The organism is Pseudocoprococcus catus, assembly GCF_019734885.1.
GTDB classification, from domain to species: Bacteria; Bacillota; Clostridia; order Lachnospirales; family Lachnospiraceae; genus Coprococcus_A; species Coprococcus_A catus.
On the sequence record NZ_JAAXCM010000023.1, the window covers coordinates 58080 to 68847 of the forward strand.

Consider the following 10768-nt stretch of genomic DNA (forward strand, 5'->3'; position numbering starts at 1 on the left):
TCAATTTAAAGCGTTGAACCCTTAAAGCAACTGTGTTATAATGGTATCACTTTGATTTTTACAATATTTGTATAAAAGATAAATTCAACTAAAACGGAGGTTTGACCCATGAATCATGAACAGATGCAGATGGAGTTTGTCCGTAAACTCCCAATCCCACAGGAAATTAAGAAACAATTCCCGATTTCTGAAAAAATCGCCCAACATAAAGCCGAACGCGACGAAGCCATTCGCCGTGTTTTTACAGGCGAATCCGACAAGTTTCTCTTAATTATCGGCCCATGCTCCGCAGACAGTGAAGAGCCTGTGATGGAATACATTCACCGACTGGCAAGGGTTCAGGAGAAAGTTGCTGACAAAATCATTATGATACCGCGTATCTATACCAATAAGCCCCGGACAACAGGCAAAGGCTACAAGGGCATGCTCCACCAGCCGGACCCAGAAAAGCAGCCGGATCTTCTGGAAGGTCTGATCGCCATCCGCAAGCTCCACGCAAGAGCCATCGAAGAAACCGGCCTTACCTGTGCGGATGAAATGCTCTACCCTGAGAATCACCGCTACCTCTCTGACCTGCTCAGTTATGTAGCTGTAGGTGCCCGTTCCGTAGAAGACCAGATTCATCGTCTTACAGGCAGCGGTGTCGGCATCCCATGCGGTATGAAGAACCCGATGAGCGGTGATATCTCTGTGATGCTCAATTCTATAGAAGCTGCCCAGAGCCCGCAGATGTTTGTCTACAGAGGCTGGGAAGTCAAAACACCCGGCAATCCGCTGACTCATGCTATTCTCCGCGGTGCTGTCAATGAACACGGCAACAATATCCCGAACTACCATTTTGAGAATCTCAGCCGTCTCTACGACAGCTATGCCGAAAAAGGCCTTGAGAATATGGCCTGCATCATTGACACCAACCACTCCAACTCCAGCAAGCAGTACATGGCACAGATTCGTATCGCCAACGAAGTCATGCACAGCCGCCGTCACTCCGATGACATCAAAAAGCTTGTCAAGGGCTTCATGATTGAGAGCTATCTGGAAGACGGAAGCCAGAAGATCGGTGAAGGCATATTCGGCAAATCCATTACAGACCCTTGCCTTGGCTGGGAAAAGACGGAGGCGCTGATTTACAGTATTGCGGAGCAGTTGTAAAATATAGGGCGGCTGCCTCAGTATACAATAAAAAAATTGCAGCTTGTTCTTCAGTACAGGCACGTTTGCACTGCCAACCCCTGGCAGCGCTACTAAGGCAGCAAAATACGCTGCCTTAGGAGCGGCCGGTGTTGAAGCACCTGTACTGAAGAACAAGCTGCAATCCTTTTTTGAAGTGTGTTGATGCAGCCGCATGATGTTTTTCAGTGCGATGTTACTTTTCAATCAGAAGTTGTGCTCCGCAATACTGTAAATCAGCAATTAATAAAATGTATTGCTCACAAATGCACATTAAATACTTACCATTCCAACAATGCACCGCACAGGCGTCCGATATGGAAGCATTTCTGGTGTCTGAACATGATAGACAGGCGTTGGAGGTTAAGGTCGGAGTGTTCGACTTCCCGAGCGTAACTATGGGCGGCGTCTGCGATTTCTTCAAAGGTGAGTTCGCCTTTTTCTGCGGCTGTTGCACAGACTATGTCTTCGATGAGCATGGTGCTGATGACGGCCAGTTTGACTTTTGAATACGGCATACCGTCGTAAACAGCTCCGGCGAAGTAGACGTATATGAAATAGCTTAATAATTGCTCGGCTATTTTGTCCGGCATCCGGTACTGGTGCAGGGCCTCATACTTTTTCCTGCCACCGCTAAATAAGATTTTCTCATAATGTCTTACTTTCCCCGGCCAGTCTGCGGATAAGGCTTCCAGTTTATGCAGGCATGAAAACATGCCTTTCATGACATGATAACGACTTCCCGGCTTTTCCCATTTTTCTTTGAGGTACACATTCATTCGGTTTGCTGCCCCTTCTGAAAGATAATGGTCATATATATTTTCCAGCCCAAACAGCTGACCTTCGCTGATATTTTTCTGCAAATGATGGCCCATGGACAGCATCTGCATCATCCGCACTGCCATCGGTACGTTTTCATTTTCTATCAGTTTCCAGAAAGCATCCCGGCCGTCTAAAAGCTGTGAAAAAAGCAGTTCATCAAAATCCCCATAGTCCTCTGAATGCCCTTTTTTTTCATCATAAATGAGATTCAGTCTGTCCTGTGACAAAATCATCCGCGCTGCCTCCGGGCATGACAGAGACAATGACAATTCCCTGACATTTTCATATTCTTCTTCATGCCTCGGATACTGTCTGCATGTTTTACAAAACAGTTTTTCCCCGGCTTCCGTATAAATATCGCAGAGATTTTCCTCATTTAGGAAAGCACATCTTCTGTCATACTGCTTAAAACTTTTTCTCTTAAAATTAATTGAATTGCGCAGACGATTACCGAAACCGCCGGGATATTTCTTATACTTTTCAAGGGTTTTGTCATCAATGACAATCTCCCATCCCGCACAGCACGTATCCGGACATTCTCCGCCGATACATGTAAACTGCCGGTAATAATCCGGATATACATACTCCATTGTCGTCACTCCCTGTTGTCTTTTTATTGTTTATTCATTTCGGCCACATTCTATTAAACGCAGGATTCCATATCATTTGCTTCAATTCTGCATGGTCCTGTCAATACCCAATTCTTATATCGTGCATCCATCCACACTGCAAACAGTCAGCCGATCACCATCCACCTTAAACTGCACATTTCGCCCGGCAAAATTAACGCCATACACTCGCTCCGGATCATTCTGATAAGCCGGTCTCGGATCCTGTGCCAATACACCAAGCAATGCCTCTCTTTTGTCCGGCGGAAAACATACCAGAAGTTCCCGGGCGCATTCCACTTTCAGCCTGTAATCCTTGAACTGTCCGCTGAAGCCGCCAAGTGCCTCCGGATGGCAGTCCACATGGGGCAGATAGGGTTTAATATCATAAATCGGCGTGCCGTTCATCATGTCAATACCCGAAACGATGATCACAGGTCCTTCATCTGTCTGAAGCTGAATGTCCTCTATTTTCACAGAAGACATGCCTACCGGATTCGGTCGGAAAGGAGAACGTGTGGCAAAAACACCCGCTTTTTTGTTGCCGCCCAGCCTTGGCGGACGCACCATCGGTGACCATTTATTCCTGGATGATTCCGAAAATCCCCACAAAAGCCACAGCCACGAATAACCCTCTATCCCGGAGAGTGCCTCCGGCACACGATATTCCGGCTCAAATATTATCTTCCCGGTCAGTTCCGGAACCAGGCCGCTCTGCCTCGGCACACCAAACTTCTCGCCAAAATCCGTATAAATTCTGGCTATAACTTTTAATGTTAAATTGTCCATTTAGATTTTGCTCCTGCTTCTCATACCCTTCAGAACCTGGCTAATCGCACTGCCCTTTAATGGCTTGTACGGACGTCCCTGCAGCAGAAGCTGCTTAACCTGAATATCCCGGAGATTTTTGACATCTTTCTCATAAGGATTCTCTGATAAAATAACCATATCTGCGATTTTACCGGCCTCCAGGCTGCCTCGTTCTTTTTCATCGAAGGTTGTATAATAACCGTTATACGTACACATTTTAAGTGCCTCCTGTACGGTCAGGGATTCTTCCGGGACACTATGATTGCAAGCACGATACATCCATTCAATCGGATCCGGGGCTGTACATGGACCATCTGATCCGGCACTCATGATAATTCCATGATCTGCAAATGTCCTGAGAGGATTCAGCCGCCGACTCCTCTCTCCCAGTATGTCCGCCAGATATTCATCCGGTTCCTGAGGCCAATCGATAAATGCGCTCTGTACCGGCAACAAAATATGATATTTCTCACAGATATCGATGCCTTCTTTCGTCGGCAGGCAGGCATGGATAATGGCATGTCTGTGATCTTCCCGCGGATAATCATCCAAAGCCGCTTTCAAAGCTCTGGTGGCCTGATCAAAAGCCGCATCACCGATGGCATGCATCTCTATCTGCAGTCCGGCACGATTGGCCTTTTTGCAGAATTCTGCCACCTGCGCATCACTGTAGTACAAAACACCTTTGCTGTCGCTGTTCTCATAAGGCACACGAAGCGCTGCATCCTTTGAACCAAAGCAGCCGTCTAACGCAGTGGCAAAACATCCGCCCACTCTCAGCAGATGCCGTTTCCGTACTTTCTTCACATCCATGGTCTGGAAAAAGACACGCATCTGCATACCGTTATTCAGCCCACGTCCAAACCATCTCTCCAAATCCACATCCAGATCTCTGACAAACCCCACCCCACTTACCGTGTGGATCATTCCGATCCCCTTGGAGGCCATATAATCAATGGCTTTCTGCATATTCTTTAACAACTGTGGTACTGAAATCGAATTCGTCACATAATCCGAAATGGCAAAAAAGGCTTCCTGATTCATTTCCCCTGTATCCGCATGGCAGCCACGAAGCCCCGACACTTTATCCTTCACCTGCTCATAGAGTTTCGTATTCACAATGCAGGCATGTCCGTCATATTTCACCATGAAAACCGGTTTATCCGGACAGACCCGGTCCAGCTCATTTCGGTTGACAAGTCTTCTCTCTTTAACCGAGTACGGGGACGCACCAAAACCGATCAGCATCTTCTGGTCACTTTTCTTTGCAAAATCAGACAGCATCGAAAGAATCTCTTCATTACTGGCAGCATTCATGACATTCAGTCCGGCATGAAATGTGGAAAAACTCGCAAAGTGAATATGGCTGTCCGTGAAGGCCGGAATCAATGCTTTCTTTCCAAGCCGCTCATGACGAACAGAGATATATCTTTCCGGCAATTCATCTCCTACATATAAAATTCTGCCGTCGTCTTCTACAAGATAACGTGCTACCTGATCATTGGCATCGCACGTCAGAATCGCACCTTCATAAACCTTCATATGAATCCCTCCTGTTCGTAACCACTACTGCTTTTATTTTAGCACGACAAAAGATGCCTGACAACATTCCGCCATCAGACATCTTTTGAAACATTCATATTTTGTAACTGTTCAGAGCCAAGCAAAATTTCAAAAACCAGGTATAAAATGCTTGCATTTTTAAAACTGTTTTTGAAATTTTATTTGGCGGATACGCCACACCGACGAAATGCGTAGCATTTTGGAGGTTGGCTCTGAACAGTTACCACATTTTAATTATTCGCTTGTTTATTCAATTCAAATACACCTAAAATCAGGCCTCTAAACACTTCTTATAATCCCATCTGAGCAAGAACAATGAAAAGACCACATGTGATAAATGGGATAATAATCTGTGTAATCGCAATATCAAAGTAGGCTTCCTTATGTGTCAGCTTGCAGATACCAAGCAATGTAATCTGAGCACCCTGGTGAGGCAGAGTATCCAGTGTACCTGCTGCAATTGTAGCGATACGATGAATGTAAGGTAATTTTGCACCAAGTGCAAGATATGTATCTGTCAGTGCGTTAAACGCAACACCCATACCACCTGAAGCAGAACCGCAGGCACCGGCACAGATAGCAACTGTAATCATAACGAATACAAGTGGAGGCATTGACATACCCTTTAATGCTGTAACAAGATCTGCAAATCCCTGTGTATTCTTAACAACACCACCGAAACCAACAACGATGGCTGTATTCAAAATGGCAACACCGGAGTCTGCTGCACCTTTATTGAAAACTTTCACCCACTGTTCAATACCGCCCTTGACGAATTTGAACATCAGAATAGCTGCTAATGCAACCCCTGCAAATACAGATGGCACAACATCAAGATGAAAGCCATTAAACAGAACAAGAATCAGAATAATAGGAATGAATGCGATTACCCAGTGCGGCAAATCTTCACGTCCCTGAATGTTCAAATCTTCTGCTGACAGCTGTGTCTTTAATCTTGCATCATCAAAATAATAACCGTTCTTTGTGAACTTGCGGGCACGATATTCCAGCCATACAAAGATTAACAGGAATTCAATAATGGATACAATCAGAGATGGTACAAATGCAGCTGTTGATAAAGTACCAAGACTCTTGATCGCAATAACATTCTGAATGGACGGAGAACCCGGTGCTGACATGGACCATGTCCAGCAGCCTGCTGAAATTGCAGCCGGAATCAGCCGTCTTGTCAGATTGGATTCCTTGAAAAGGTTCAGTGCAATCGGATAAATAACGAAGAATACAACGAAACCGCTGACACCACCAAAAGTAAGAATACCTGTGATACACATGATAATAGGAGCTACAAACTTACCATGACATAAACCGCCGATAAATCGTGCAATAGATTCTGCAGCACCTGTAAACTGGTAAACCGCACCAAACAATGCACCGACAAAGAATGTCAGGAAATACTTAGAAACGTAATCTGCTGCCGCCGGCATGAACATATCCTGCAAGCCTTCCATGATCGGAATACCTGAACAGATTAATACGAAAATCGTCACTACCGGAGCAAGAATCAATGCGCTTAACTGCTTAAACGCCAGTAACGCAAAGAGAATAATGGCAATTAATAACACAAGAATACCAAAATTCATAATAGCAATCCCCCTTTTATTTGTCTGATTGTGATCATCCACTCTCTTTTGAATAACCACTTTCCTTATCTCACATAATGCCTGCCCTTCACCTGTGAAATAATTTCTTATACCAACTATTAAGCAAATAATATGCCAACTTTTTAACATGCTGTAAAATGGGGATTTTCAGCCATTTTATCGTTTGTTTTTTCTTGTATTTATGTGTTTTTATTTCTAATATCGTGTCATTTTTGACACATAATTTATTTTCACTTTCTTATGTGTACTGATTTTTTTCATACACACATAATTTTTGAATTTTTACAGATTCTTTACCGTCTGTAATTGCTTTCTTCTGACAAGAATATAACAAAGAATATGAACACCACCGGTAATAATCCAGGTAATTGGATAGGAAATATACAGCATCCAAAGACTTCTGTGAATCTGAAACGCAGTAAAAATCCACACAATCCGCAGGCCGCAGGCACCAATCAGCGAAACAATCATTGGCAGCAGCGAATAACCGACACCTCGGAGTGCACCAACCATTGTATCCATAATGCCGCATAAGAAGTAAGTCGTACAGATTACAGACATTCAATCCTTTCCAAATTGAATTACATTGGGATCTGATGAATAAATAGACAACAGCGTGTCTCCGGCAAGCCATGCACCCACACCGAAAATAAGACCTACAGATATCACCAGTCCCTGACATATAAACAGCACCTTGTGAATCCGTTTTTCCTCGCCGGCACCATAATTCTGGCTTGTAAAACTCATAGCGGTCTGCTGAAAAGTATTCATGGATATATAAATAAAGTTTTCGATATTCATAGAGGCGGTATTGCCTGCCATGGCTGTAGAACCAAAGGAATTAATGGATGACTGGATCAATACATTGGACAGTGAAAAAACGACACCCTGCATTCCCGCCGGCAGACCGATCTGCATGATCTGACGCAATTTATTTTTTACAATTCCCAGCTGATGCAGATCCAGATGACAGCACCCCCGGCTTCTCATCAGGCAGCGAATGATCAGTACCGCAGAGATATATTCCGCAATCACCGTTGCCAGTCCGACACCTGCTACACCCAGATGGCAAACAATAACAAAAAACAGATTAAAGCAAACATTAATAACTCCTGCCGTCACCAGATAGAACAGCGGCCTTTTCGTATCTCCCACTGCACGAAGAATAGAACTGCCGAAATTATACAGCAGTGTCGCCGGCATGGCCAGAAAATAAATCTTCAGATACAAACTGGACTGATCCAGAACATCATCCGGTGACCCCATCCAGATCAGAAGTGTTCTTGTCACAGTCACACCAAGAATCAACAGAAAAATACCACTAACCATACTCAGGGTAATAGCTGTATGTACCGTTTCATTCACTTCATCATCTCTTCCGGCACCATGAAAACGGGCCACAAGAACATTGGCACCCACAGAAAATCCGATAAAAAGATTAATCAGCAGGTTGATCAATGAGCTGGTGGAACCCACTGCTGCTAATGCCGTACTGCCGACAAATCGGCCAACCACAATAATATCTGCTGCATTAAACAGCAGCTGTAAAATGCCGGACAGCATCAGCGGAATTGAAAAGCGAATAATCTTTCCAAATAACGGTCCGTGACACATATCAATTTCATAAGACTGACTCATTTATTCACACTCCTTCTCATAGATAAAAAGCTGTATCTCCTCTGCATTTTCTTTGAATTTGCATTCAAGGCTATACAGGCCTTAAAATTCAGCGTACAAAAAGCAGCCCAAACGATGAGCTGCTCTAGTACATCGTTTCGTAAATAACTATACCAATCGCGTAGGATGCGGATTCGAGTGTGCAGGTAAAAAAACGCAGGCGTAGCGGGCTACGCCGAGGCTTTTCTACCTGCACACTCGGATTCGCAGGCAAGTGAATGGTGTAGTTATTTCGAAAATGATGTACTAGTATTATAGACCTGTTAATTACGAATTTCAAGCTATCCAGCTTGTATTTTTTTATTTTCTATTGACATCTCGCCTTTGAATGTTATAATTCTAATTGTTTGAATTATAATATTTTGAAACAGAATCTTATGATTTCATTCCAATTAATCGCAAGAAAGGATTATTCTATGTCATCTTTATCTTTTCATTATCTTGCCATGGCCGTTCATTCCATGATACAGAAAAATTTCATGGAACAGGTTAAACCATCAGGTCTGACCTCCGGTCAACCTAAAGTTCTGGATTATCTTCGGGATCACAACGGCGCCAACCAGAGAGAAATTGCCGCTGCCTGCCATATTGAGCCTGGCTCACTCACCTCTGTACTTAATCGCATGGAAGAAAAGGGACTCATTGAGCGACGCATGCTGGACGGCAATCGCAGGACGTTTTATATCTTTATGACAGATAAAGGCAGTCGTCTGAAAGATCTGGTCGAAGATAATTTTGCTTCTATTGAAAAAAAAGCCTTCAGAAATATCAGCTCTGAAGAGCAGGCCGCTTTTATGGAAACATTCTCAAAAATATATGAAAATCTAATGAACAAAGGAGACACCACCCATGAATAAGCTCAAACGTTATATTATCTTTCTTATCGGATTGTTCGTCAATTCCCTTGGCGTAAGTCTAATTACCAAAGCTAATCTCGGTACATCCCCTATTTCTTCTATTCCATATGTACTGAGCCTGAATTTTCCGTTGACCCTCGGTAATTTCACCATTATTTTCAGTCTTTTGCTGATTTTTCTGCAGCTGCTGATCCTCCGCAAAAATTTCAAACCGGAATACTATCTTCAGATTCCTGTTTCCATTTTATTCGGCTATTTCATTGACTTCACTATGATTCTGCTGGCTTTTGTTCAGCCGGAATCTTATCCTTCTAAAATTATTTATCTGCTGATAGGATGTGTCATTCTGGGATTCGGCGTATATATTGAAGTCCTGGCAGATGTCGTCATGCTGCCCGGCGAATCCTTTGTTCGTGCCATCGTTCAGACATGGAACCGTGAATTCGGCAGCACAAAAGTCTGTTTTGATGTTTCCATGGCTGTGATTGCCGCTGTGCTTTCATTTGTACTGGCTCATCGTCTGGATGGCGTCCGTGAAGGTACTGTTATCGCCGCGCTGTTAGTCGGTTTTATTGCCAGACAGTTCGGCAAAGCTCTGGCTTTCGTCAAACCGCTTCTGTTCCCGGAAGATTATGCCAAATCCTCTGAAGAAGAATCTTCTGATAAAAATGCAAAAAAAGCAGCCACTCCCTCTGAATACGCCTCTGTTATTACCATCGGCCGACAGTACGGCAGCGGCGGCAGCGAGCTCGGACAGATTCTTGCCGACAAGCTTGGCTATAATTTTTATGATAAGGAAATCATTGAAATGACTGCCGGAACCACCGGATACTCTTCCAATTACGTCGGTGAACATCAGGAATCCCTGACTAACAGCCTGCTTTATGATTTAGTTAATCATATGTACACTTTCCCTGAGACAGAAGCACCAAAGGATAAGATTTTTGATGCTCAGTCCAAAGTGATTCAGGAAATTGCAGCCAAAGGTCATTGCGTCATCGTTGGACGATGTGCCGACCAGATTCTGAAAGGCCGAACAGATTGCCTGAATATTTTCCTGCATGCACCTTTAAAAAACAGAATTGAGCGTGTGATGGACAAGAAAAATCTTAGTGAAAAAGAGGCAAAGAGTCTGATTCTCAAAGAGGAACGCCGCAGGGCAGATAATTATCATTATTATACAAGACAGATATGGGGCGCTTCCGCCAATTACCATCTGTCTTTGGATACATCGCTTGGTTATGACTATGTCATGGATGTTATTCTGGGAACAGCAAAAAGACTTAAATAGTCCATTACCCTCAACAGCAGTGAATTGAATAAGCTGAAAGCACTGGCCGATGAAAAGGCATCCATTCTGCTGATGAATCCTTCCGGCCAGATGGCCACAAAACAGACCATCATTGAGGCCGGTCACACATCCGATGCGCTCCAATATGAACTTGAAGATATGGAAACAGCGATTCTTACAGGCAATACGACGATCATGAAACTCCGGGAATCTTCTGATGTCATGGATATTATGACAAAACTCCGCAGCGACTGGGGATTGTTTTATCCTGAAGAAATCCATTCATAATGACTGCTCAATCTATATGCAGATGTCACCATGATATCTGCATATTTTTTCTTATTCGTT

At 43.8% G+C, this 10768-nt stretch carries 8 protein-coding genes and 1 pseudogene; 4 read left to right on the plus strand and 5 right to left on the minus strand.

The genetic code is table 11. From position 1 onward, the window contains the following. Positions 1 to 108: 108 nt before the first annotated feature. Positions 109 to 1152, plus strand: a complete 1044-nt coding sequence (locus HED67_RS05755; protein ID WP_246612121.1) for a 3-deoxy-7-phosphoheptulonate synthase — start codon at positions 109 to 111, stop codon at positions 1150 to 1152. 299 nt (positions 1153 to 1451) lie between these two features. Here the strand turns inward: HED67_RS05755 and fliB are convergent, their stop codons facing one another. From fliB to HED67_RS05780, 5 genes and pseudogenes are all read right to left on the minus strand, one after another. Then, positions 1452 to 2582, minus strand: coding sequence for a flagellin lysine-N-methylase (gene fliB, locus HED67_RS05760; RefSeq protein WP_221717770.1), 1131 nt, complete (start codon positions 2580 to 2582; stop codon positions 1452 to 1454). Between the two features lie 114 nt (positions 2583 to 2696). Beyond that, positions 2697 to 3389, minus strand: coding sequence for a tRNA (N6-threonylcarbamoyladenosine(37)-N6)-methyltransferase TrmO (tsaA, locus tag HED67_RS05765; RefSeq protein ID WP_221717771.1), 693 nt, complete (start codon positions 3387 to 3389; stop codon positions 2697 to 2699). Beyond that, positions 3390 to 4952 carry an amidohydrolase gene (locus HED67_RS05770; RefSeq protein WP_221717772.1) on the minus strand — a complete coding sequence of 521 codons (1563 nt, stop codon included), beginning with the start codon at positions 4950 to 4952 and terminating at the stop codon, positions 3390 to 3392. Positions 4953 to 5263: 311 nt separating this feature from the next. Next, entirely contained in the window at positions 5264 to 6574 is a 1311-nt protein-coding gene (locus HED67_RS05775; protein ID WP_015512645.1) for a GntP family permease, read from the minus strand. 303 nt (positions 6575 to 6877) lie between these two features. Further along, positions 6878 to 8233: pseudogene (locus HED67_RS05780) on the minus strand (MATE family efflux transporter). Between the two features lie 455 nt (positions 8234 to 8688). Here HED67_RS05780 and HED67_RS05785 point away from each other — a divergent pair. The 3 genes from HED67_RS05785 to HED67_RS05795 are packed head-to-tail and all read left to right on the plus strand — an operon-like array spanning position 8689 to position 10708. After that, a complete protein-coding gene (locus tag HED67_RS05785) occupies positions 8689 to 9129 on the plus strand; it encodes a MarR family winged helix-turn-helix transcriptional regulator (RefSeq protein ID WP_221717773.1) in 441 nt (146 codons plus the stop codon). After that, the gene (locus tag HED67_RS05790; protein ID WP_221717774.1) at positions 9122 to 10420 is read left to right on the plus strand and encodes a DUF6198 family protein; all 1299 of its coding nucleotides are present in this window, start codon (positions 9122 to 9124) and stop codon (positions 10418 to 10420) included. The genes HED67_RS05785 and HED67_RS05790 overlap by 8 nt, the downstream gene beginning before the upstream one ends. Before the next feature lie 24 nt (positions 10421 to 10444). Then, positions 10445 to 10708, plus strand: a complete 264-nt coding sequence (locus HED67_RS05795; protein WP_221717775.1) for a hypothetical protein — start codon at positions 10445 to 10447, stop codon at positions 10706 to 10708. Positions 10709 to 10768: the final 60 nt, after the last annotated feature.

Coding starts and splice junctions, on each gene's coding strand:
- fliB (WP_221717770.1), bottom strand. CDS start 2,582: ATGGAGTATGTATATCCGGATTATTACCGGCAGTTTACATGTATCGGC.
- HED67_RS05755 (WP_246612121.1), top strand. CDS start 109: ATGAATCATGAACAGATGCAGATGGAGTTTGTCCGTAAACTCCCAATC.
- HED67_RS05775 (WP_015512645.1), bottom strand. CDS start 6,574: ATGAATTTTGGTATTCTTGTGTTATTAATTGCCATTATTCTCTTTGCG.
- HED67_RS05790 (WP_221717774.1), top strand. CDS start 9,122: ATGAATAAGCTCAAACGTTATATTATCTTTCTTATCGGATTGTTCGTC.
- HED67_RS05785 (WP_221717773.1), top strand. CDS start 8,689: ATGTCATCTTTATCTTTTCATTATCTTGCCATGGCCGTTCATTCCATG.
- HED67_RS05770 (WP_221717772.1), bottom strand. CDS start 4,952: ATGAAGGTTTATGAAGGTGCGATTCTGACGTGCGATGCCAATGATCAG.
- tsaA (WP_221717771.1), bottom strand. CDS start 3,389: ATGGACAATTTAACATTAAAAGTTATAGCCAGAATTTATACGGATTTT.